This is a genomic window from Flavihumibacter petaseus NBRC 106054 (assembly GCF_000974785.1).
Lineage (GTDB): Bacteria > Bacteroidota > Bacteroidia > Chitinophagales > Chitinophagaceae > Flavihumibacter > Flavihumibacter petaseus.
On the sequence record NZ_BBWV01000001.1, the window covers coordinates 189,706 to 214,558 of the forward strand.

14 protein-coding genes are annotated in these 24,853 nt (G+C 50.3%); 13 read left to right on the top strand and 1 reads right to left on the bottom strand.

Annotated features, from left to right (window positions below; translation table 11 throughout):
* The 12 genes from FPE01S_RS00785 to FPE01S_RS00840 all read left to right on the top strand — a co-directional run bounded on the left by FPE01S_RS00785 (position 1) and on the right by FPE01S_RS00840 (position 19,419).
* Positions 1–1,419: an ATP-binding cassette domain-containing protein gene (locus FPE01S_RS00785; RefSeq protein ID WP_046367057.1), complete on the top strand. Its 1,419-nt coding sequence runs from the start codon at positions 1–3 to the stop codon at positions 1,417–1,419.
* 7 nt (positions 1,420–1,426) lie between these two features.
* Positions 1,427–2,542 carry a 3-isopropylmalate dehydrogenase gene (gene leuB / locus FPE01S_RS00790; protein WP_046367058.1) on the top strand — a complete coding sequence of 372 codons (1,116 nt, stop codon included), beginning with the start codon at positions 1,427–1,429 and terminating at the stop codon, positions 2,540–2,542.
* A gap of 258 nt (positions 2,543–2,800) precedes the next feature.
* Positions 2,801–3,715, top strand: coding sequence for a branched-chain-amino-acid transaminase (gene ilvE / locus FPE01S_RS00795; protein ID WP_046367059.1), 915 nt, complete (start codon positions 2,801–2,803; stop codon positions 3,713–3,715).
* A gap of 8 nt (positions 3,716–3,723) precedes the next feature.
* Entirely contained in the window at positions 3,724–5,409 is a 1,686-nt protein-coding gene (gene ilvD / locus FPE01S_RS00800) for a dihydroxy-acid dehydratase (RefSeq protein WP_046367060.1), read from the top strand.
* An 11-nt stretch (positions 5,410–5,420) separates the two neighbouring features.
* Positions 5,421–7,169 carry a biosynthetic-type acetolactate synthase large subunit gene (gene ilvB, locus FPE01S_RS00805; RefSeq protein ID WP_083990098.1) on the top strand — a complete coding sequence of 583 codons (1,749 nt, stop codon included), beginning with the start codon at positions 5,421–5,423 and terminating at the stop codon, positions 7,167–7,169.
* Positions 7,170–7,184: 15 nt separating this feature from the next.
* Positions 7,185–7,772: an acetolactate synthase small subunit gene (gene ilvN / locus FPE01S_RS00810; RefSeq protein ID WP_046367061.1), complete on the top strand. Its 588-nt coding sequence runs from the start codon at positions 7,185–7,187 to the stop codon at positions 7,770–7,772.
* Positions 7,773–7,828: 56 nt separating this feature from the next.
* Positions 7,829–8,878, top strand: a complete 1,050-nt coding sequence (gene ilvC, locus FPE01S_RS00815; RefSeq protein ID WP_046367062.1) for a ketol-acid reductoisomerase — start codon at positions 7,829–7,831, stop codon at positions 8,876–8,878.
* Between the two features lie 62 nt (positions 8,879–8,940).
* A complete protein-coding gene (ilvA, locus tag FPE01S_RS00820; RefSeq protein WP_046367063.1) occupies positions 8,941–10,191 on the top strand; it encodes a threonine ammonia-lyase IlvA in 1,251 nt (416 codons plus the stop codon).
* A gap of 105 nt (positions 10,192–10,296) precedes the next feature.
* Entirely contained in the window at positions 10,297–14,811 is a 4,515-nt protein-coding gene (gene gltB, locus FPE01S_RS00825) for a glutamate synthase large subunit (RefSeq protein WP_046367064.1), read from the top strand.
* 54 nt (positions 14,812–14,865) lie between these two features.
* Positions 14,866–16,368, top strand: coding sequence for a glutamate synthase subunit beta (locus FPE01S_RS00830; RefSeq protein ID WP_046367065.1), 1,503 nt, complete (start codon positions 14,866–14,868; stop codon positions 16,366–16,368).
* A gap of 371 nt (positions 16,369–16,739) precedes the next feature.
* Entirely contained in the window at positions 16,740–18,137 is a 1,398-nt protein-coding gene (locus FPE01S_RS00835) for an ammonium transporter (RefSeq protein WP_046367066.1), read from the top strand.
* Between the two features lie 169 nt (positions 18,138–18,306).
* Positions 18,307–19,419, top strand: coding sequence for a porin (locus tag FPE01S_RS00840; protein ID WP_046367067.1), 1,113 nt, complete (start codon positions 18,307–18,309; stop codon positions 19,417–19,419).
* 66 nt (positions 19,420–19,485) lie between these two features.
* On the opposite strand, the gene FPE01S_RS00845 is transcribed toward FPE01S_RS00840, so the two are convergent.
* Positions 19,486–22,059, bottom strand: a complete 2,574-nt coding sequence (locus FPE01S_RS00845) for a phosphoenolpyruvate carboxylase (protein ID WP_046367068.1) — start codon at positions 22,057–22,059, stop codon at positions 19,486–19,488.
* A 338-nt stretch (positions 22,060–22,397) separates the two neighbouring features.
* On the opposite strand from FPE01S_RS00845, the gene thrA reads away from it, so the two are divergent.
* On the top strand, positions 22,398–24,842 hold the full coding sequence (gene thrA, locus FPE01S_RS00850; protein WP_046367069.1) for a bifunctional aspartate kinase/homoserine dehydrogenase I: 2,445 nt from the start codon (positions 22,398–22,400) through the stop codon (positions 24,840–24,842).
* Positions 24,843–24,853 lie beyond the last annotated feature (11 nt).

Genomic DNA, 24,853 nt, shown 5'->3' on the forward strand with positions numbered 1-24,853 from the left:
ATGACCGGCATCACCACGATAGGGAATAATATCAACCTGCGGTGGCAGGGCAAATCCATCCTGGACAATATTTCATTTGCCTGGGAGCCAGGCAGCCAGGTGCTGCTTACCGGTGGCCCTGGTTCAGGAAAAACCCTGCTGACCAAAGCCTTTACGGGTGAATTGTTTCATGAAGGGACCCTGCAGTTCCTCCAAAACGGGGCGCCCGTAAAACCCAGAGTGATCCGCGTTGAACAGCACTATCACTTTACCAACCGGTCTCATGTAAACAGTTTCTATTACCAGCAACGTTTCAACAGCACGGAAGCAGACGATGCCGCGACCATCCGTGAAGAGTTGCTGCAACTGGATCCTGATGCTTCCAAATGGATGCCCATGCTGGAGATGTTCTCCATGAGCAGGCACCTCGATGCACCATTGCTCCATCTTTCCAGCGGCGAGCACAAGCGGTTCCAGCTGGTTCGCGCATTCCTCCAGGCACCGCAGATCATGATCCTCGATGAGCCGTTCACCGGGATGGATGCACATAGCAGGAAACTGCTCACAGATTTCCTCACGGCAAAGGTGGCAGAAGGTATGATGTTCATCCTGATCTGCCATGCAGATGAAACGCCGGCCTTTATCAATACCGAATTATTTGTTGGACCGGGAAGAATGGCCCTGGGAGATTTCCAGGTTCCCGATGAACTTCAGCCGGTGCAGGACAGCTTCAACACGCTGATCGATATGGCGGATACCCATATCCGTTACGGCCAGCGTACGATTCTTGAAAACGTGAACTGGACGGTGAAACCCGGAGAATACTGGTGGCTGAAAGGCGCCAACGGATCGGGAAAATCCACTTTGCTCAGCCTGGTGACGGGAGATAACCCCCAGGCCTATGCGAATAACATGAAACTGTTTGATCGCCAGCGGGGAACAGGTGAAACCATCTGGGACATCAAAAAGAATATCGGTTTTGTATCGCCCGAACTCCAATGGTATTTCGATCGTACCATGACCGTTTACCATACTGTTGCCTCAGGCTGGTTTGATACCATTGGTCTTTTCCGCACCCTGAGTACTGAGCAACATCAGACAGTGCTGCAATGGCTGCGGGCCTTTGACCTGCTCCCGGAAAAAGATCAACCGCTTTCACTTCTCTCTACCAGCCGGCAACGCCTTGCCCTGCTGGCAAGGGCCATGGTGAAGAATCCTGCACTCCTGGTACTGGATGAGCCCTGCCAGGGATTGTCTGATGCCCAACAGAAAGCCTTTACGCGCGTGGTGGAAATCCTTTGTGAGGATCCGCTGCGCAGCATCATATATGTTACCCATTATGAAAATGAACTGCCCGCCTGTATCGATCACCAGATCGCTTTATCCGGAGGTCACGCGATGGTTCAGGAATTTTCATCAATGACAACTTTAACAGCATAAACCTGCCATGGAAAAAAACATCACCGTAATTCTGGGAGACGGCATCGGACCTGAGGTAACCCGTCAGGCCGTGAAAATCCTGGAAGCGATTGCCAGCCATTACCATTATCATTTTCATTTCCGCTATGCCCTGATGGGCGCGGATGCGATTGACAAAACAGGCAGCCCTTTGCCTGATGAAACCATTGAAGCATGCCTGAACAGCGATGCCATTTTATTCGGTGCGATAGGACATCCGAAATATGACAACGATCCTGCTGCCAAAGTGCGGCCGGAACAGGGACTGCTGAAACTGCGCAAGTCATTGCAATTGTTTGCCAATATCCGCCCGGTGACCCACTACCCTTCCCTGCAGCATTTGTCACCACTCAAGGCGGCACTACTCGAAGGCGTGGATATGGTAATCTACCGTGAACTGACCGGTGGTATCTATTTCGGGGAAAAGACCATCAGTGAAGACGGCCAGCAGGCCAGCGACAACTGTGTATACAGCATCAGCGAGATTGAGCGGATCGCCCACCTTGCTTTCCAGGCAGCGCGCAACCGCCGTAAAAAAGTAACCCTGGTAGACAAAGCCAATGTGCTGGAGACCTCGCGGTTGTGGCGCAAGGCGGTGAAGGCCATCGGAGAACAGTATCCGGATGTAACCCTCGATTTTCTGTTCGTAGACAACGCAGCAATGCAACTGATCCTGAATCCACGGCAGTTCGATGTTGTGCTGACAGAAAACATGTTTGGTGATATCCTGAGTGATGAAGCCAGTGTGCTGGCAGGATCGCTGGGACTGTTGCCTTCTGCCTCTGTGGGCAATGGCGGCGCACTGTTCGAGCCCATACATGGTTCTTATCATGATGCAGCTGGAAAAGATATTGCCAATCCATTGGGCGCCATACTTTCAGCAGCCATGCTGCTGGATCATTTCGGCGCTCACGAAGCAGCATCCAAAGTGCGGATGGCAGTGCAATGGACACTGGAAAACGGATTTGTGACCAAGGATATCGACCCGGTGAATTTTTATTTCACCTCCACCATCGGCGAACTGATCGCTGACGTGGTGCAGGATAAGATTCCATTGGAGCTGCATGCGGAGAATATCCGCCTGCGCAAGTCGACGATTATATAAAAAATATCGTATAGTTCTTTATTTATTCAGGAGACGGCGTTATATTCGTGATAATACACGACTTCATGGCGTTAACCGGAAATATAGTGATCAATCGTTCTGCCAGCAATATTATTGCGGTGGTCCTTGTTGTCATTTCCGGTTCGCAGGAGGTGGTGTTATGATGTAAATAATCAACAAGCATATAACGGTCCGCCTCCAAAGAGGCGGACCGTTTTTTTATGCCCATGTAACGGCCGTCACCAAAAAAATAAACATATGGGTAACTACGTAAAAGGAAACAATTATTATAACCAGGATACCTTCCTGTACCTCAACGGCGCTTTCGTAAGAGCAGCGGACGCGAAGATGGACCTGTACAGCCAGTCGCTTCATTATGGCTATGCCGTATTTGAAGGGATCCGTGCCTATCGCACCGAATCGGGCGAGACGCGCATTTTCAAGGCGACAGAGCACTATGATCGTCTCGCCAATTCAGCAAGGCTGGTCAACCTCCCTTACCGGTTCGACAACAAAACGCTGATCGACGCCACTTATGAACTCCTGGAGATGAATATGCTGCAGGACGCTTATATCCGCCCGGTCGTATTTGCTCCGGCGAACATGAGTTTCCTTCCCAATACCGATTCCAACATCACGATCCAGGTTTGGGAAATGCAGCCTTTCCTGGGAGACCGCCTGTTGCGGGTGATGAGTTCCTCCTTTGAACGGCCTAACCCTCGCGGTTTCCATATAGAAGCAAAAGCATCCGGACACTATGTGAATTCGCTGCTGGCCAGCCAGGAAGCCAAAGCCAAAGGATTTGACGAGGCCTTGCTCAGCGATATGAATGGCTTTATTGCAGAAGGCCCCGGTGCCAATATGTTCTTTGAGCGTGACGGTAAACTATATACCCCCTCTGCAGGCAATATCCTTCCAGGCATCACCCGCGCTACGGTGCTGGAGATCTGTGCAGCGGAAGGCATTGCAGTAGAAGAAGGCAAATTTAAAATGTCGGAACTGAAAACTGCCGATGCGGCATTCTTCTGTGGCACAGCCGCGGAAGTGATCGGCTGGGAAAGCATCGACAACTACCAGTTTCCGAAGCCCTGGGCACAAACGCTGAGTGCGCACGTCCAGAAGGTTTATAAATCCTGGGTAACCGAAAAATCAACAGCAACCATTAGTCAATAGATAAATTTATGTCCAACCCACTGAACAAATATTCGCGCACCATTACACAGGACCCCACACAACCTGCAGCCCAGGCAATGTTTTACGGCATTGGTCTTACTGACGATGATCTTAAAAAAGCTCAGGTCGGAGTCGTCAGCATGGGATATGACGGCAACACCTGCAACATGCACCTGAATGACCTGGCTAAAGTGATCAAACAGGGCATCTGGGATGAATCGCTGGTCGGTCTTATTTTCAATACCATCGGTGTGAGTGACGGTATGAGCAATGGTACCGATGGCATGCGCTTTTCGCTGGTGAGCCGTGATATCATCGCTGATTCCATCGAAGCAGTTTGCGGTGCGCAGTATTATGACGGCCTGATTGCCGTACCGGGTTGTGACAAGAATATGCCGGGTTCCATCATCGCGATGGGAAGACTGAACCGTCCTGCCATCATGGTATACGGCGGTACTATTGCACCAGGTCATTACAAGGGACAGGACCTCAATATTGTTTCTGCGTTTGAAGCATTGGGTCAGAAGATCGCCGGACAATTGTCTGAAGCAGATTTCAAGGGAATCGTGAAAAATTCCTGTCCCGGTGCCGGAGCCTGTGGCGGCATGTATACGGCCAACACCATGTCTGCAGCCATTGAAGCATTGGGCATGAGTCTTCCCTATTCATCTTCCAACCCGGCGCTGAGCCAGGAAAAACAGGACGAATGCCAGGCTGCGGGGAAGGCGATCAGGTTGTTGCTGGAAAAAGATATCAAGCCACGGGACATTATGACCCGCGAGGCTTTTGAAAATGCACTGGTACTGATCACCATCCTGGGCGGATCTACCAATGCGGTGCTGCATCTTATCGCCATGGCCAAAAGTGTGAATGTTGAGCTCACACAGGATGATGTTCAGAAAGTGAGTGACCGCATACCCGTACTGGCAGATCTCAAGCCCAGTGGAAAATATATGATGCAGGACCTGCACCATCATGGTGGTGTGCCTGCAGTGATGAAATATCTGTTGAAAAAAGGCCTGCTGCATGGTGACTGTCTCACTGTTACCGGAAAGACCCTGGCAGAAAACCTGGCAGACGTTCCTGAAATTGATTTTGCTACCCAGCAGATCATCCTGCCGATGGAAACGCCGATCAAGGCTACAGGGCATTTGCAGATCCTATATGGTAACCTCGCTGAAGGCGGAAGCGTTGCCAAGATCAGCGGTAAAGAAGGAGAAAGCTTTACCGGTCCGGCACGCGTGTTCGACGGCGAGCAGGAACTGATTGCCGGCATTGAAAGCGGCCGGGTCAAAAAGGGCGATGTGGTGGTGATCCGCCAGGTAGGTCCCAAAGGCGCGCCGGGCATGCCCGAAATGCTGAAGCCTACCAGTGCCATTATTGGTGCGGGCCTGGGCAAATCAGTTGCCCTGATTACAGATGGCCGGTTCAGTGGCGGAACCCATGGTTTCGTGGTGGGACATATCACCCCGGAAGCATACATGGGAGGAACGATCGCACTGGTTCAGGACGACGATACCATTGAGATAGATGCGAAGACCAACCGCATTGACCTGAAGGTGAGCGACGATGAAATCGCGCGCCGCCGCGAAGCGTGGAAACAGCCCGCACTGAAAGCAACCAAAGGAATTCTTTTCAAATATGCCCAGTCGGTAAAGGACGCCAGCCAGGGCTGCGTAACCGACGAAGCATAAAACCTATTATCATGAGCACAGCAACAGCAGCATCAGCAGAACCGAAAAAACACACAGCCATTCCGGCCACCACCACCATCAGTGGCTCGGTTGCGGTACTGGAGGCATTTATTGCGGAAGGCGTTGACACCATCTTTGGTTATCCGGGTGGCGCTATCATGCCGATTTATGATGCCTTGTACGATTATACGGAGAAACTCAATCACATCCTGGTGCGCCACGAACAGGGTGGCATTCATGCGGCGCAGGGATATGCCCGCACCTCCGGAAAAACCGGTGTGGTATTCGCTACGAGCGGCCCCGGTGCGACCAACCTGGTAACCGGACTGGCCGACGCGATGATCGATTCTACCCCACTGGTTTGCGTAACCGGCCAGGTATTCGCTCATCTCCTGGGAACGGATGCCTTCCAGGAAACCGATGTGATCAATATCACCACCCCGGTCACCAAATGGAACTACCAGGTAACAGATGCAAACGAGATCCCCCATGTGCTGGCCAAGGCATTTTACATTGCCGGCAGCGGCCGTCCCGGACCCGTGCTGATCGACATCACCAAGAATGCACAGCTGCAGCAGTTTGCCTATGAAGGATATAAGAAATGCGATCACATCCGGAGCTACCGGCCGAAGCCGCTGGTGCGCAAGGAATATATCCGCCAGGCGGCTGACCTGATCAACCAGGCCAAAAAGCCATTTGTGCTGTTCGGACAGGGAGTGATCCTCGGGAAAGCAGAACAGGAATTCCGTGCCTTCATTGAAAAGTCGGGTATTCCTGCAGCATGGACCATCATGGGCCTTAGTGCACTGGCTACTGACCACCCGCTGAATGTTGGCATGCTTGGTATGCATGGCAACTATGGTCCAAATGTGCTGACCAACGAATGTGATGTACTGATCGCGATCGGGATGCGCTTTGATGACCGGGTAACCGGCAGGCTGGATAAATATGCCAAACAGGCCCAGGTGATCCATCTCGATATTGATCCCGCAGAGATCGATAAAAACGTCAAATCGACCGTTCCGGTGTGGGGTGATTGCAAGGAGACGCTTCCCCTGCTGACCGAACTGGTTGATCAGAAAGTGTATCCGCAATGGCTGGAAAAGTTTCATGACTACCGCAAACAGGAAGAAGAGCAGTGCATTCAGCCGGAAATGCATCCCGAAGGGGAAGTGATGACGATGGCAGAAGTATTGGATGCACTGAACGAGCTTACCGGCGGTGATGCCGTGATCGTTACGGACGTGGGCCAGCACCAGATGGTGGCGTGCCGGTATGCAAAATTCACGCAGAGCAAAAGCAATATCACTTCCGGTGGACTGGGAACGATGGGATTCGGATTGCCGGCTGCAATCGGTGCAAAATATGGTGCTCCTGAACGCCAGGTAGTAGCCATCATCGGAGACGGCGGCATCCAGATGACAATCCAGGAACTGGGAACGATCATGCAATTCGGTGCTGCGGTGAAAATCATTATCCTCAACAACCAGTTCCTGGGCATGGTAAGACAATGGCAGCAACTGTTCCATGACAAGCGCTATTCCTTTGTGAACATTACCAGTCCTGATTACATCGCGGTTGCCAAAGGCTATTATATCGAAGCGCAGAAAGTGGAAGTAAGGGAGCAATTGCGCGGAGCCCTGAAACAGATGCTGGATCATGATGGCGCCTATCTGCTGGAGATCATGGTAGGCAAGGAAAACAATGTATTCCCGATGGTTCCACAGGGCTGCAGCGTAGCGGAAATCCGGTTAAAGTAATCAACAATCAACAACATGAAACAGGAATTCACCATCACCGTATATACTGAGAACCAGATTGGTTTACTCACGAGGATCGCTATTATCTTTTCACGGCGGAAAATCAATGTGGAAAGCCTTAACACCTCTCCTTCCGAGATCGAGAACATTCACCGTTTCAATATCGTGATCAATGAAACGGAAGAAGTGGTAAAGAAACTTTGCCGCCAGATTGAGAAGCAGGTGGAAGTACTCAAAGCATATTACAGCAGCAATGATGAGATCATCTGGCAGGAACTGGCTTTGTACAAAGTGCCTACCGATCAGGTTGCCGAGAAGGTTCAGGTAGAGCGTTTGCTGCGCCAGTACGGCGCCCGCGCGGTAGTGATCCGTACAGACTACACGGTATTTGAAGCCACAGGTCACCGCGAAGAAACAGATAAGCTCATTGAGATCCTCGGTGAATATGGACTGATCGAATTTGTACGGAGTGCGCGCGTGGCGATCATCAAGAACTCCAAGGGATTCCATGACAAAATCAGGGAATTTGAAAAGCAGGAGCCCGGTGAAGAAGTGGTGGAGAACGAGTACCTCGACAAGAACGAAAGCATTTTCAGTATGTAATCTCAGCCCTCAAACAATACATCAATAAAAATTCAAACATTCTCAAAAATTGCACAATGGCTAAATTAAATTTCGGCGGCGTTGAAGAAAATGTGGTAACCCGCGAAGAGTTCCCCCTGGCAAAAGCACAGGAGGTTTTAAAGAATGAAACCGTTGCGGTTATCGGCTATGGCGTACAGGGACCTGGCCAGGCATTGAACCAGCGAGATAATGGCATCAACGTAATCGTTGGCCAGAGAAAAAATTCCAAAACATGGGACAAAGCCATCGCCGACGGTTTCGTTCCCGGTGAAACACTTTTTGAAATTGAGGAAGCACTGGAGCGCGGCACCATCATCTGCTACCTGCTGAGTGATGCTGCACAGATTGCCCTGTGGCCTACAGTTAAAAAGCACCTGACCAAAGGAAAGGCTTTGTATTTCTCTCACGGATTTGGCATCACCTTCAACGAGCAGACCGGCATTATTCCGCCAGCTGACGTGGATGTTTTCCTGGTTGCGCCGAAAGGAAGCGGTACTTCCCTGCGCCGGATGTTCCTGCAGGGCCGTGGCCTGAACAGCTCTTACGCTATCTTCCAGGATGCTACCGGCAAAGCCCGTGAGCGCGTTGTTGCCCTGGGTATTGCAGTAGGAAGCGGTTATCTCTTCGAAACCGATTTCAAAAGAGAAGTATATTCCGATCTGACTGGCGAACGCGGAACCCTGATGGGCGCGATCCAGGGAATCTTTGCTGCACAGTACCAGGTACTGCGTGACAAGGGACATACGCCAAGTGAGGCATTCAATGAAACAGTTGAAGAGCTGACACAATCACTCATGCCGCTGGTTGCTGAAAACGGTATGGACTGGATGTATGCCAACTGTTCTACTACTGCACAACGTGGTGCGTTGGACTGGTGGAAGAAGTTCCGTGATGCAACCTCTCCGGTATTCAAAGAATTGTATGAGAGTGTAGCTACCGGAAAAGAATCACAGCGTTCCATTGATTCCAACAGCCAGGAAGATTACCGCGAGAAGCTCGATGCAGAACTGAAAGAACTGCGTGAAAGCGAAATGTGGCAGGCCGGCAAAACCGTGCGCAGCCTTCGTCCGGAGAATCAGAAATAAATCATCACTATTAAAACCGGCTGGTTGGTTTCAGCCGGCCGGTTTTATCCCAGCTTACCGAATTGAACACATCACTTTCCATACCACTTGATTTTCAGCAGGCGGCTATCCGGCTGAGGAAGGTCATCCGCAAAACCCCGCTGACCTACAACCATAACCTGAGCCGCCGGTATAACTGTAATGTATACCTGAAACGTGAGGACCTGCAGGTAGTGCGCAGTTATAAACTCCGCGGGGCCTACAATATGATGAGCAGCCTTCCTGTGGCACAATTACAGCAGGGAGTGGTTTGCGCCAGTGCGGGGAATCATGCGCAGGGATTCGCTTACAGCTGCCGGCAGCTGAAGGTGAAGGGAGTTGTGTTCATGCCGATTATCACCCCCAACCAGAAAGTTCAGCAGACAAGAATGTTCGGTGAAGACTGGATCGAGATCAGGCTGGTGGGGGATACTTTCGACGATTGTGCAAATGCCGCAAAAGCTTATACGGAATCTCACGGAATGACATTCATTCCGCCTTTTGATGATGAAAAGATCATTGAGGGACAGGGCACTGTAGGATTAGAGATCCTGGAGGACCTGGACAAGATCGATTATGTTTTTATACCGGTGGGGGGCGGCGGACTGAGTGCCGGGATCGGCGCCTACCTGAAAACCTATTCACCGGGTACCGGGATCATCGGCGTGGAGCCAGAGGGCGCACCCTCCATGCAGGCTGCTCTGCACCATGGGGGGCCGGTGACCCTGGAAACCATTGAGCGCTTTGTAGACGGCGCTGCCGTAAAACGGGTAGGTGATAAAACATTCGCCATTTGCCGGGAAGTACTGGACGATATGCTGCTGGTACCGGAAGGAAAGATCTGCTCCGTGATCCTTCGCCTGTACAACGAGGACGCCATAGTGGTGGAACCTGCTGGCGCTTTGTCCATTGCGGCATTAGACCAGTATGCAGACCAGATCGCAGGAAAGACTGTTGTTTGCGTGGTGAGTGGCAGCAATAATGATATTGACCGGATGCAGGAGATCAAGGAGAGATCCCTTCAATATGAAGGGTTAAAACACTATTTCCTGATCCGGTTTGCCCAGCGCCCGGGAGCGCTGCGGGAATTTGTAAATAATGTGCTGGGGCCGACAGATGATATCACCCGATTCGAATACATTCAAAAGCACAATAAGGAAAGTGGCCCGGCACTGGTAGGAATTGAACTTCAGCAACCGGATGATTACCCCGTTCTCCTGGAAAAACTGCAACGTTATGGATTCACGTTCACCGAGTTGAACAAAGACGACAATCTCTTTGGCTATTTGGTGTAATGTGAATTAATTGTTGTATATTCATAGCGTCGCTTGCTAATATATTGAATTCCATATAGGGAAACGGCCCTTTTTTTGAATAATTTCTAAACTGCATTATCAACGATGGCAAGCAACATGGGTTTGTACGACCCCTCCTTTGAGCGCGACTCCTGTGGTATCGGTTTCGTAGCAAATATCAAAAGCCATAAGTCTCATCAGATCATCTCAGATGCCCTGACGGTATTGGAGAACATGGAACATCGCGGCGCCTGCGGTTGTGAGAACAACACGGGCGATGGTGCGGGAATCATGATCCAGACACCTCATGAATTCTATTTTGATGAATGTGTGAAGCTGGGCATTCACCTTCCCGCTTATGGCCGCTACGGTGTGGGTATGATATTTTTTCCGCGCGAGATCCGTCTCCGGGAAGAGTGTCGCGATATTTTCAACCGGTCAGCAGAAAAGCTGGGACTGGAGATCCTGGGATACCGGAAGGTACCTGTGAATACAGAAGGGATCGGTCCCACCGCGCTGAGCGTTGAACCTGAAATGGAACAGGTTTTTGTGGCCTGTCCTGATCACATCAACCAGCCGGAAGATTTTGAAAGAAAGTTGTTTATCCTTCGCAATTACGCGAGCCATACCATTCTGAACACTGTAAAGAAGGATGCCATCGGGTTTTACCTGGCTTCCCTTTCCTACAAAACCGTGGTGTACAAGGGTCAGCTGACCAGCAACCAGGTTCGTGGGTATTTCCCTGACCTGAGCGACAAGCGGATGGTCAGCGCCTATGGCCTGGTCCACTCCCGTTTTGCGACCAATACATTCCCCTCCTGGAAACTGGCACAGCCGTTCCGATATATCGCCCATAACGGTGAGATCAATACCGTACAGGGCAACCTGAACTGGCTGCGTACCGGTGAAAAGAGTTTCGCATCCCCCTACTTTTCCAAAGAGGAAATGGATATGCTGCTGCCCATTGCCACCGATGGTCAGAGTGACTCCGCCAGCCTCGACAATATGATCGAACTGCTCACCCTGTCGGGCCGTTCGCTTCCACATGTAATGATGATGCTGATCCCTGAAGCGTGGGATGGCAATGACCTGATGGATCCGGTGAAGAAAGCGTTTTATGAATTCCATGCTGCCTTTATGGAGCCGTGGGATGGTCCCGCTTCCATTTCATTTACAGACGGCCGGATCATTGGGGCGACGCTTGACAGGAATGGCCTTCGCCCTTCCCGTTATTGCGTTACCACGGATGACCGGGTGATCATGGCATCAGAGTCAGGTGTCTTGCCGGTTGATCCTTCCATCATTAAGGAAAAGGGACGCCTGCAGCCCGGCAAGATGTTCGTGGTTGACCTGGAGCAGGGAAGAATTATCAGTGATGAAGAATTGAAAAGCCAGATCTGCAGTCAGAAACCTTATGCAGAATGGCTGAACAAATATAAGATCCGCCTGGAGGAGCTTCCGGAGCCCCGGGTTTCCTTTACGCACCTCGAGCACGACCAGGTATTCAAGTACCACAAAGCATTTGGCTATTCTACTGAAGACCTGGAAAATCTCATTGCACCAATGGCTGTGGATGGTAAGGAACCCATCGGATCAATGGGTACCGATACGCCGCTGGCAGTACTGAGCGATCAGCCGCAGCACCTCAGCAGCTATTTCAAACAGCTCTTTGCGCAGGTAACGAACCCGCCAATCGATCCTATCCGGGAAAGGCTGGTGATGTCGCTGGCTACATTCGTAGGCGGCAACAGTAACCTGCTGGTGGAAGAGCCCCTTGCAGCGCACAGTGTAGCCCTGAAACAACCAGTGCTGAATAACCACGAGCTGGAGAAGATCCGCAGTATCGATACCGGAATCTACCAGGCGAAAACCCTGCAGTGTTATTTCCGCGCAGACGGCAAACCCGGATCGCTGCAGAAGGCACTTGACCGTCTCTGCCGCTATGCGGTGGATGCCGTACAGGATGGCTTTGAAGTGCTGATCCTGAGTGACCGCGCGATCGACAGCGATCACGCGCCCATTCCTTCATTGCTGAGTACAGCGGCGGTGCACCATCACCTGATCCGCAAGGGTTATCGTGGCCAGGTGGGGCTGGTAGTGGAAGCCGGTGATGTCTGGGAAGTACATCATTTCGCCTGCCTGATCGGTTTTGGCGCAACAGCCATCAACCCGTATCTCGCTTTATCGAGCATCCGTGACATGCGCCTGAACAACCAGCTGCAAACTACACTTGAGCCCGATTACCTGAAGAAAAATTATATCAAGGCTGTCTGCGACGGTTTGTTGAAAGTGTTCTCCAAGATGGGCATTTCCACCCTGCAATCCTACCAGGGTGCCCAGATCTTCGAGATCATTGGGCTGAACCGCCAGGTGGTGGACAAATACTTTACCGGTGCTACTTCAAGAATTGAAGGCATGGGACTCGACGAGATCGCCCGCGAAGCACTCGCCAAGCATTTTCTTGCCTTCAGCCGGAAAGATATCCCTGTGGATCGTCTGCCGGTTGGTGGCGTCTATCAGTGGAAGCGGAAAGGTGAGTTTCACCTGTTCAATCCGCAAACCATTCATGCGCTTCAATATGCTACCAGCATGAATGACTATGCGAGCTTTAAGAAATACAGCAAACTCGTGAACGAGCAGGGTGACAAAGCCGCTACGCTGCGCAGCCAGCTGCAATTCAAGAGCAACCGGCCATCTATCTCCATTGATGAGGTGGAACCCGCGTCCGAAATCATGAAACGATTTGCAACCGGTGCCATGAGTTTCGGTTCAATCTCCCATGAGGCGCATTCCACACTGGCGATCGCCATGAACAGGATCGGCGCGAAAAGCAATACCGGGGAAGGTGGTGAAGATGAAATGCGGTACAACGCGCTCCCCAACGGAGATTCCATGAGGAGTGCGATCAAGCAGGTAGCATCAGCCCGTTTCGGGGTGACCAGCCATTACCTGACGATGGCAGATGAACTGCAGATCAAAATGGCACAGGGCGCGAAGCCTGGTGAAGGCGGACAGCTCCCCGGACATAAAGTGGATGACTGGATTGGTAAAGTACGACACTCCACGCCAGGTGTGGGCCTGATCTCTCCTCCCCCGCACCATGATATTTATTCAATCGAGGATCTTGCACAGCTCATTTTTGATCTGAAGAATGCCAACCGTGCCGCCAGGATCAGTGTAAAACTGGTAAGTAAGGCAGGCGTTGGAACCATCGCTGCCGGTGTGGCAAAAGCCAAATCAGATGTCATCCTCATTGCAGGATTCGATGGCGGTACCGGTGCTTCTCCCATCAGCTCTATCAAGCATGCAGGACTTCCATGGGAACTCGGTCTTGCCGAATCTCATCAGACACTGGTGCGCAACAAACTCCGCAGCCGTGTGGTACTGCAGGCAGATGGTCAGATGAAGACCGGTCGTGATATTGCCATCGCTACCCTGCTGGGTGCGGAAGAATGGGGCGTTGCCACTGCAGCCCTTGTTGTAGAAGGTTGTATCATGATGCGCAAATGCCATCTCAATACCTGCCCGGTTGGTGTGGCTACCCAGGATCCCGAATTGCGAAAGCGCTTCAAGGGTAACCCGGATCATGTTGTGAATTTCTTCCAATTCATTACCGAAGAATTGCGCGAGATCATGGCTGAGCTCGGCTTCCGCACGGTGAATGAAATGGTGGGCCAGGTACAGTTCCTGGAAGCAAGAACAGATTGCAAACACTGGAAATACAAAAACCTCGATCTTTCTCCCATCCTCTATAAAGAACCCGGATCCTTGTATACCGGCCTTTACAACCAGGAACAGCAGGATCATGGAATGGCAGAAGTACTCGACTGGAAACTGCTCGATGCCGCGAAACCTGCGCTGGAACACCAGCAGAAAGTATTCGCCCATTTCGAAACGAAAAACACAGACCGGACCATCGGAACGATTCTCTCCAACGAGATCTCCAAAGTACACGGTGCCAAAGGTTTACCGGAGGATAGCATCCATTTCAAACTCACCGGTACAGCCGGACAAAGTTTCGGTGCATTCAACACAACAGGTGTAACCCTTGAACTGGAAGGAGATGCCAATGACTATTTTGGCAAGGGACTCAGCGGTGCCAAGCTGATCGTATATCCATCCCTGTTGGCAGGATTTGTACCGGAAGACAATATCATCATCGGCAATGTTGCGTTCTATGGTGCGACATCCGGCAGGGCGTATATCCGCGGAAAGGCAGGTGAACGTTTTGCTGTAAGGAACTCCGGTGCAACGGCGGTAGTGGAAGGTGTGGGTGATCACGGTTGCGAATACATGACCGGCGGTAAGGTGGTGATCCTTGGAGATACAGGAAGGAACTTCGCTGCCGGTATGAGTGGCGGCATTGCCTATATCTATGACGTAAAAGGAAATTTTGCTGAAAACTGTAACCAGGAAATGGTTGACCTGGATCCCGTTAACCAGGAAGATGCGGCTGAGCTGAAAGAAATGATCCTTCAGCACTATCAGTACACCGGAAGTACGGTGGCGCAGTTCATCCTGAAGGATTTCGACAACCAGCTGAATAATTTTATCAAAGTCTTCCCCCGCGATTACAAAAAGGTACTGTCTGAAAAGAAGGCCATGGTGGTAGACAAATAAAGATTCAGACAGCAACAATTTCAAACCTCATTTCAAATTTTCAAATTTCCCGCAATGGGTAAACCAACAGGATTTTTAGAGTTCACCAGAGAGCTCCCGGGCAAGCGGCCGGTTGCAGAAAGGGTGAAAGATTATAATGAATTCGTGCTGCGTTATTCAGATGAAAAACTGAATCAGCAGGCGGCACGCTGCATGGATTGCGGCATTCCTTTTTGCCATAATGGTTGTCCCCTGGGCAACGTGATCCCGGAATTCAATGATGCCGTATACCGGCAGAACTGGGAAGAAGCATATGATATTCTCAGCTCAACGAATAATTTCCCTGAGTTCACCGGAAGGATTTGTCCCGCGCCCTGTGAAACTGCCTGTGTGCTGGGTATTAATCAGCCGGCCATCACCATTGAAGAGATCGAAAAGCATATTATCGAGATCGCCTTTGAGAAAAGGCTGGTGAAGGCAAGGAAGCCGAATATGCGGACGGGCAAGAAGATTGCTGTAATCGGTTCCGGTCCGGCCGGACTGGCAGCTGCGGCCCAGCTGAATTATGCCGGTCATTCCGTTACCGTTTTTGAAAGGGACGAGAAACCGGGTGGACTGTTGCGATATGGTATTCCGGATTTCAAGCTGGAGAAATGGGTGATTGATCGCCGGATTGCCCTGATGGAAGAAGAGGGTGTGGTATTTCGTTGTCATGCCAATGTTGGCGTAAACGTGAAGGTAAATGACCTGTTGCGTGAATACCAGGCAATTGTTCTTGCCGGCGGCTCTACAGTGCCGAGGGATCTGACGATTCCCGGGCGTGATGCTAAAGGCGTGCACTTTGCTATGGAGTTCCTGAAGCAGCAGAACAAGCGGAATGAAGGCGCAGATCCGCTGGCTCATCCCGGAATTGAAAGCAATGTAGTTGCCGAGAATATCCTCGCTGATGGCAGGAATGTAATTGTTATTGGTGGTGGTGATACCGGAAGCGACTGTGTAGGTACTTCTAACCGACATGGCGCAGTTTCCGTGACGCAGTTTGAGTTGCTTCCCAAGCCGCCTGAATCCAGAACGCCATTTATGCCCTGGCCAACCTATCCCATGTTGTTGAAAACGTCTACTTCCCACGAGGAAGGGTGCGAAAGGCACTGGGCGGTTGCCACCAAGGAGTTTGTCAAAGATGAGCAGGGAAACCTGAAAGCCCTGAAAGTGGTGGACCTGCAGTGGACCGCCAGTGCGGATGGCCGCCCGGCCCAGTTTGCGGAAGTGGAAGGAAGTATCCGGGAACTGCCTTGCGAGCTGGCGTTGCTGGCGATGGGATTTGTTCATCCGTTGCAGAAGGGCCTGCTTGACGAGCTGGGAATTGAACTGGATGAGCGGGGTAATGTGAAGGCAACTGAGAAAGCTTACCAGACGAATATTGCCAAGGTTTTTGCAGCGGGTGATATCCGTAGGGGTCAGAGCCTGGTGGTATGGGCCATCAGTGAGGGCCGGGAGTGCGCCAGAAAGGTGGATGAATTCCTGATGGGGCAGTCCCTGCTGGAAACCAAGGATGCTTCATTGACAGTGGCAGTATAGCAGAACAGATATATTTATTTTAATATATAAATGAAAAAGCGGCTTTTGCCGCTTTTTTTTATGCATTTGATTTTTTTCAAAAAATAGCACCTGTTTATATGTTTTGTTGATGAAAGCGAAGAGGCCAATGGAAGGGGAAGCATCCGGCCTTTTTTTATGGCTAATCAAAGTATTGATAATCAAATGACTGTGAAGGTTCTTCCGGAGAATTATAAAACATTGGACAGGGAAGGTTTATCGGGTTGTATAACTATTATATTATATTTTATCCTATGTGAATATTTACGGCTATTTAACTGAAGTTTAATAACTAATTTAGGTTAGACGTTTAAGATTACTGTTTTTTATTATGTTCATTAAAACCAACTGAAATGAGTAAACTGACAACCAAACAGGTTGCCCCCTTTCTGGTTCTGGCAGCAGTAGCAATTGCCGCTCTTTTTGCCCCTACCCTGCCGAACTTCGATGACGGAGGTAAACTGTACAATTCAGCCGACATTGCGTGGATTATAGTAGCAACAGCGCTGGTGTTTCTGATGACCCCCGGTCTCGCCTTCTTTTATGGCGGCATGGTACACAGAAAGAATGTTATCTCAACCATGATCAAGAGTGTAGTAGCTGCCGGAGTGGTAAGTATTCTCTGGATTGTAGTTGGCTTCAGCCTTTGTTTTGGCGATTCAATCGGTGGTGTTATCGGCAACCCCGGAACCTTTGCCTTTTTCAAAGGCGTCACTTCCGGTGCTCCCTGGAGCCTGGCCCCGACTATCCCCCTGGCCCTGTTTTCTCTATTCCAGTTAATGTTTGCGATCATTACACCCGGATTGGTGGTTGGCGCTGTTGCAGAACGCATCCGCTTTACTGCCTATATCCTGTTCATTGCATTGTTCAGCCTGCTGGTGTATGCCCCCATTGCACACTGGACCTGGCATCCGGAAGGATTCCTGTTCAAAATGGGCGCTCTTGACTTCGCCGGTGGTACCGTGGTACATATCTCAGCCGGTTGTGCTGCCCTCGCAGGTGCACTGGTGCTGAAACGCCGCCAGGTTCACCTGGAACACAAAGAAATTCCTCCTGCCAACATTCCATATGTACTGATCGGTACAGGTCTGCTGTGGTTCGGCTGGTTCGGCTTTAACGCTGGTTCTGCCCTGGGCGCCAATGCACTTTCTGTTTCTGCCTTCGGTACAACCAACACAGCCGCTGCTGCCGCAGGTCTGAGCTGGATGTTCTTTGATGTTGTTCGCGGTAAAAAACCTTCTGTACTGGGATTCTGTATCGGTGCCGTAGTTGGCCTGGTAGCCATTACCCCGGCAGCTGGTTTCGTAGCGATTCCGCAAAGTATCTTCATCGGCGCCGCTGCCGCAATCATCTCTAACCTCGCCGTTTACTACAAGCAAAAATCAAGTCTTGATGACACCCTGGATGTATTTCCCTGCCATGGTATCGGTGGTATGGTTGGTATGCTGATGACTGGTATATTCGCTACCAAGGCTGTTAACAGCGCTGGTGCCGATGGCCTTTGGTTCGGCAACGCGGCATTCTTCTTCACACAGGTGAAAGCGCTCGCCATTGTAGTTGCCTACAGCTTTATCGTTTCTTACGGCATCTTCAAATTCATCAACTTCATTCTTCCGCTGCGCGTTAGTTCTGAAGAAGAAGAAATCGGGCTGGACGCTTCCCAGCACAATGAAAAATACCTGCAAGGCACCTTGCTGCTCCACAAAAACGGCAAATTACAGGAAGAAGAACTCGAAACTTCCGGAGTATAATCTATCAGGAACCGGGCTGTTGCTGACACAGCAGTCCGCCTTCCTTCTCTATCTGCTACCCGGAACCGGCTGACACCTGTTCCTGTAACAGAAAAAGGTACAGCTGGTATAAAAGCCTCTGACAAAGCTTTTGCTGTACCCTTCTCTTTAACACTTAAAATGCTATACAATGTTACAAAAAATATTTGCAACAGGCTTTGCTATGGCCTGTGTAGTCTCGGGATTCACACAAACGATTGATACTGCTGCAACAGCTCCCGCACCGGTTGCTGAAGCACCAGAAGAAAAAAAACCCTTCGTAACTTTCTCAGGATCAGCTGATGTTTACTATAAATACAATTTCGGAAAATCAGCTTCCAACAATTACACCAGTTTTACCGGAACGCATAACAGCTTTGCTCTCGGCATGGCCAGCATCAAAGCAGAACACAAGGGTGACAAAGTTGGCATGGTAATCGACTTAGGATTCGGTCCCCGTGCAAAGGACTTTGCCTACAATGATGAAGGCATTACCCAGGCAATCAAACAATTGTATATCAGTTACTCCCCTGCCGATTGGGTAAAGTTCACCGCTGGTACATGGGCCACCCACGTTGGTTATGAACTGGTTGATCCCCAGCTGAATCGTAACTACAGCATGTCTTACATGTTCACCAACGGCCCGTTCACCCACACCGGTGTTAAGGCAGAACTGACAAAAGGTAAAAGTGGTTTGATGTTGGGTGTATCCAACGCAACGGATTACCGGATTCCCCCGGCTGACCAGATCAATAAGAAATTCTTCATCGCACAATACAGCTACGCTGCCAGCGACAACCTCAAATTCTACCTGAATTATGTGGGTGGGGAGGCACCGGATACTTCCAAATCAAACCAGTTTGATCTCGTGATCACCGGCAAGATCAGTGACAAGTTCAGTGTTGGTTATAACGGAACAGTTTGTTCCATCAAAACCTGGGACGGTGAGAAAAACCTGGATGGTAAATCCTGGTGGGGATCAGCGCTCTATTTCAACCTCGACCCTAAACCCTGGTTTGGTTTGACACTCCGCACGGAATACTTCAGTGACAAGAATCAATTCAAGATCCCGGTTCCTTCCACAGCAACTGAAGGAGCCAAAGTATTTGCAGCAACACTTTCAGCCAACTTCAAAGCAGGTGGATTTACTTTCATCCCGGAATTCCGACTGGATAATGGCAGCCAGGAAATCTTCGTAGATGGAGATGGTGCCCCTAAAAAATCTACCGCGAGTCTGTTATTCGCAGCTATATATAGCTTCTAACGCTGTTTCACATATGGCAAGCAATCGTTGAGCGTCCCCTGTTTCTACAGGGGACTTTTTATTATCTTATGCACTGTTGCGGCCTGCATTGATAATGCCGAAAGAACAACGCATTACAAGCTTCTCGTACACTGCTTTCAGGTTACCGGCAACTGTTTGTCCAGCCGCCCCTTCCATTTCCCTCACCCGTGTAATGGCAAATTGCTGAATGGTGGTCAGCGGCAACACAATGCGTTCCCGCATCTGCACCGACAATTGTTCCACAGGATAATCTGCCATCAACTCATTTTTCCCCGAAAGCAGGAACAGATATTTCCTGGTCAGTTCATATTCTGAATAGATCATGTGCCAGATCTCACCGAATGACGGATGATCACCAAGATGGGTTGTTAGCGGAAAATAGCATTTGAGCATGGCCATTTCGCAGTTATCAATTAACGTACGGAAAAAGAGGGATTGCTGGTACAGGGCTTTGATCTTTTTCCACTCGCCCCTTTTTTCCGCAGCCTGCAAAGCGGTACCAACGCCATAATAACCCGTCACATTCTGCTTCAACTGGCTCCATGCTCCAACAAACGGGATCGCACGGAGATCCTTCAGGCTCAGCCTGGTGGCAGAACCTCTTTTTGCGGGCCTTGAACCAATATTGGTCTCTGCATAAAAACGGAGGGGACTGGCATGGGCCAGATAATCCACGAAAAACGGATGTTCTTTGAGGCTGACATAGGCCTGGTATCCGTCATCTGCCAATTCGCGGAGCAGTGCCTCCTCTTCCGGCTGAAGTGTTGGTTTACCTGTCGGCCGCAACATTCCGCTGAGTCCGGCATTCAGCAATTGCTCCATATTGTATTGCGCGGAGTCGATGGTTCCGAAATTGGAACTGATCGTTTGTCCCTGAATGGTAAGCTGGATCTCTTTATTGGAAACATCATTCCCCATTGACGCATAGAACTTCTGCGTCTTTCCGCCCCCCCTGGCAGGAGGACCACCACGGCCATCAAAAAACAACACATCCACGTTGTATTTCTCTGACAGTTTAGTCAATGCCTGCTTGGCCAGGAGAATGCTGTAGTTTGCCATCAGGTACCCCCCATCCTTGGTTCCATCGGAGAAACCCAGCATAATGGTCTGGCGATTTCCCCTTTGCTTTAAATGCTCACGGTAAACAGGAAAACTATATAATTGCTCCATTATTCCACCAGCATTGTGGAGATCATCGATTGTCTCAAAAAGCGGTACGATGTCGATCGGCAGGGCTTTACTATTCCATCCTCCCAGGAGGAACAGGCCAAACACTTCCATCACATTACTGGCCTTGTTGCACTGGCTGATAATATACCGGTGGCAACCCGCCTCTCCGTTCAGTTGCTGGATCTGCCGGATCGCGTCAATTGTTTTCAGTGTGTCGGCATGAATGGGCTCTTTCATAACCACACCTGAAGCCAGCGGCCTGATGGCAGACAAAGCCTCCAGTTTCTTTCCTTCGTCCAGGTTATCGTACCCATCCTGCAGCACGCCGGGTACAGCCGATAATGCTTTGTAAAAACTCTCATGTACTGAGCTGTCCTGTCTTACATCCAGTGCGGCATAGTAAAGACCAAATGCCCGCATCTTCTGAATGAGATTGTCCACCAGGTTGGCAAAAAGCCCGTTGTGCTGGTAAACGAGTGTATCCCGGATCTGTTTCAGCTGGCTGATCATGTCTTCCGCTTTCAGATCCTGCTGCATGCCTTCTGCGAATACCTCATTATACAACTGCTTTTCCAGCTGCGCGATCAGCTGGTCGGTTTCCTTGAAGGTCAGCCGCCGCTTGAGCCTTCGTACATCGATGTAGTAGCTGCGTACAATGCTGCTGCGCAGGGATGCTGCTACCTGAAGTGTGGTTTCAGCGGTTACAAATGGATTGCCGTCCCGGTCGCCGCCAGGCCAGAAGCCCATCTGCAGCAAAGGCTGTGCGGGATGAATATAAGACTCCAGTTCGTTTGCGGCATAGGTCAGGATCTTGCCCACAGCGGGGTAAAATACATTATCGAGGTACCACACAAGGCTCATGGCCTCATCATATGGCGTCGGTTTTTGCTTCTTGAAGAACGGTGTTTTGCCCAATTGCTGGAGGTAAGTATTGACAAGCGTCGTGTTGTTTTCCTGCAACGCTTTACTGAGGTCATTGATAATGCCTAGAACAGCACCCGGATAAAATTGGGTAGGGTGCGCAGTGAGTACCAGTTTCACACAAAAGGATTCGTCGCCTTCGGCAGGTGTCGTGATCTGCTGATCCAGCGCTGCCTTCAACTGCTTCAGGGTACCGGGGCCGGACAAATCATTCACTTTACTGAAAGCGGCATCTTCCAGTGCATCGAACAGTACAACCTGCCGTTCCACATACTGAACGAACCGGAACAGAAGATCTGTCTGTTCCTGTTCACTGCGGTAGGTTGTATGCATGGAAAAGAACTCTTCCATGATCTGAACGGGGCTTTTCATCTTTTTATAACCTTCCTCGCAAACATTCAGAAGCATTGACAAAAGGATCCCGGTCTTTTCAATCCGGTGAAAAGGCAATGATGTAAACAGACTGTTGTACAGCTGGAATTTCAGTGCAACCTCGCTCTTGAATTGCTGGAGGGCTGCCGTGTCCATACTTGGCATTTTTCGTTGTTTTGGTGCAATAACTGGCAGCGATCGTCCCCGATTTCGGGCTATGAATATAAGAAAAACCACAAATTTTATAAACTAACACTTGTTATGTCACTCCTGGTGTGTATTTTCATTCCTACAAAGTTTTGAAAACACAGGTTCAACATATCACCCTTCACTCCACGCAAGCCTCTGCATGCGGGACTGTTGTTTTCATTTCCACCACCACCACAACAACTACCACAACCCGTTAAGGGTTGTAGTTTTCCATATCATCCATGGGCCTTTGGCTTTACAACAAGGAATAATCTTTCCCCTTCCATCCTAAGTTCATTCAATATATGCAGGTACTTAAATTCGGCGGTACATCAGTCGGTTCTCCGGAAGCCATCCAGGCGGCGATGACCATCGTTCAGGAAAAAATTAAAACAGATCCCATAGTCATGGTTGTTTCCGCATTCGGCGGCACCACTGACGCGCTTCTCCAATGCAGTGAAATGGCAGCGGCAGGCAATGAATCCTTTCGCGAACTGATTGAAGCGATTACGGCAAGACATCTTGACGCTGTCAAGAAGCTGATCCCCATTCAACAGCAGAGCAGCCTGCTCAGTGCAGTCAAAACGCTCTGTAACGAGATAGAAGATCTTTGTAACGGTATCTTCCTCGTGGGAGAAGTTTCACTTCGCACGCGCGACAAGCTCTTCAGCTATGGCGAGTTAATCTCATCAAAAATTATTACTGCCGCTTTCCAGGCGAGGAAGCAACCCGTTGCCTGGTGGGACAGCCGCCTGCTGATCAGGACCGACGCCAGCTTTGGCAATGCACAGGTCGATTTCGGCCGCACAAATGAATTGTTACGGGATTCCCTCTTTGAACTGCAGGAGCCTCTGGTAGTGATGCCCGGTTTTATTGCAAGCGACGGCAATGGCATCAGCACCACGCTCGGCAGAGGGGGATCTGATTACACAGCGGCGATTGTTGCTGCGGCGATCAATGCGCGCCACCTTGAAATCTGGACAGATGTCAGTGGCATGATGACGGCCGATCCGCGATGGGTAAATAATGCAAAAGTTATTTCGGCGATTTCTTACCAGGAAGCCATGGAATTGTCCCACTTTGGCGCCAAGGTCATTTATCCACCCACCATACAACCGGTGATGAATAAGGGTATTCCGGTATGGATCAAAAACACATTTGCACCGCAGGATGCCGGCACCGTTATTCAGCTTGAAAGTTACCGGAACGGAGCAGCCGTAAGAGGGATCAGCAGCATCAATCAACTCGCCTTGCTGAGTCTTGAAGGAAGCGGCATGGTGGGCGTACCGGGATTTTCCAGGCGACTGTTTGAAGCGCTATCAGCCGAGAATATCAACGTTATCCTGATTACCCAGGGTTCATCAGAACACTCTATCTGCGTGGGTGTGGAAGCATTGTTTGCAGACAGGGCAAAGGCCGCAGTGGACAGGGCATTCACCAACGAGATCAGCCTGCGGCGCGTAGAGCCGCTGATTGTGGAGAAGGATCTTTCCATTGTCGCCCTGGTAGGGGAACAGATGAAAAGTCATCCCGGCATCAGCGGAAAGATGTTCGGCGCGTTGGGAAGGAACGGTGTAAATGTGCGGGCGATCGCACAAGGTTCTTCTGAACGGAACATTTCTGCCGTGATTGCCACCCGTGATGTGAGGAAAGCGATCAACGTGCTGCATGAAGAGTTTTTTGAAACCACCCTTCGGCAGGTAAACCTGTTTATTTCAGGAGTAGGTAATGTGGGAAGCCGGCTGTTGCAGCAATTGCAGCAACAACAACAATACCTTATTGAACATGCGCGGCTGCAACTGCGCGTCATCGGGCTGGCTAACAGCAAAAAGATCGTATTCAACGAAGACGGTATCAACCTTTCATCCTGGAAGCAGGCGCTTGAAATGGGTATTCCCGGCACTATCAGGGACTTTGTGGAAGGTGCCATTCAACGCAATCTGCGCAATACAGTATTTGTAGATATTACTGCAAGTGAAACAGTAGCCGGGGTGTACCCCTTATTGCTGGAGAAGAATATTGCAGTGGTGGCCTGTAACAAGATCGCCTGCTCCGCCCCGTACGCCTATTATGAATCACTTAAAAAGCATGCTCATGACTACAACACGGGATTTCTTTTCGAAACGAATGTGGGTGCCGGGCTTCCGGTGATCGGTACGCTGAACGACCTGCTGAAAAGCGGAGACAGGGTGCACCGTATACAGGCTGTACTCAGCGGCACGCTGAATTTTGTATTCAATCATTATGACGGCACAAAACCTTTTGCTGGTGTAGTGCGGCAGGCGCAGCAGGAGGGATATACTGAACCTGATCCAAGGCTTGATCTTGGCGGCAAGGATGTGATGCGCAAAATAATGATCCTGGCCCGCGAGGCCGGCGCCCGTCTTGAAATGGAAGACATCCAGAACGACAGCTTCATGCCGGAATCCTGTATGCAGGGATCTGTTGAAGATTTCTACAAAGAAATGCTTCACCAGGAAAAGCATTTCAGCAATATCTATGAGCAGGCTAAGCAACGGGGTAACAAACTGAAATTTGTGGCCACATTCGAAAATGGAAAGGCCGCAGTCGGTCTTCAGGAAATTGAACCCGGTCACGATCTGTATCATCTGTATGGCAAGGACAATATTGTTCTTTTTCATACCGATCGTTATGCACAGCAGCCACTGGTGATCAAAGGTGCAGGTGCGGGAGCTGATGTAACAGCATCAGGTGTATTTGCCGACATTCTTCGCGCCACCCTTCATTAAACCAATCAAAG